General features: G+C 39.9%; 1 pseudogene. It reads right to left on the bottom strand.

Features of this window, described 5'->3' with window-relative positions:
• Positions 1-139: 139 nt before the first annotated feature.
• Positions 140-343: pseudogene (locus AB4585_RS28625) on the bottom strand (bifunctional 3-demethylubiquinol 3-O-methyltransferase/2-polyprenyl-6-hydroxyphenol methylase); the annotation flags it as partial.

Raw genomic sequence — 343 nt, forward strand, 5'->3', positions numbered from 1 at the left:
GATCGATTTGTGCTGAAAAAATGCTCCGCTTAAACAGGGAGCAACTTGCTTAAAAACTGAATGAAAGTCGGATTAGTTCTACTCAAAATGCTCTCCGTTTAATCAAGTTTCAAACCAAAGAGCAAATGAGAGAAAAGTACTACGCTTTGTCGACTTTTTGGGTGTGAACAATGTAATTAATATCTACATTGCGTCCCAATGAATAGGAATCAAACAGAGGGTTGTAGGTAAGGCCAGTGATGCCCTTTTCTTGAAGTGGTGTGGCATCCACCATTTTTATCAGCTCAGAAGGCTTTAAAAACTTGTTGTAGTCGTGTGTGCCTTGCGGAAGCAACTTCAATAC

It is taken from the genome of Vibrio sp. 10N.222.49.C9 (assembly GCF_041474985.1).
GTDB classification, from domain to species: Bacteria; Pseudomonadota; Gammaproteobacteria; order Enterobacterales; family Vibrionaceae; genus Vibrio; species Vibrio crassostreae_C.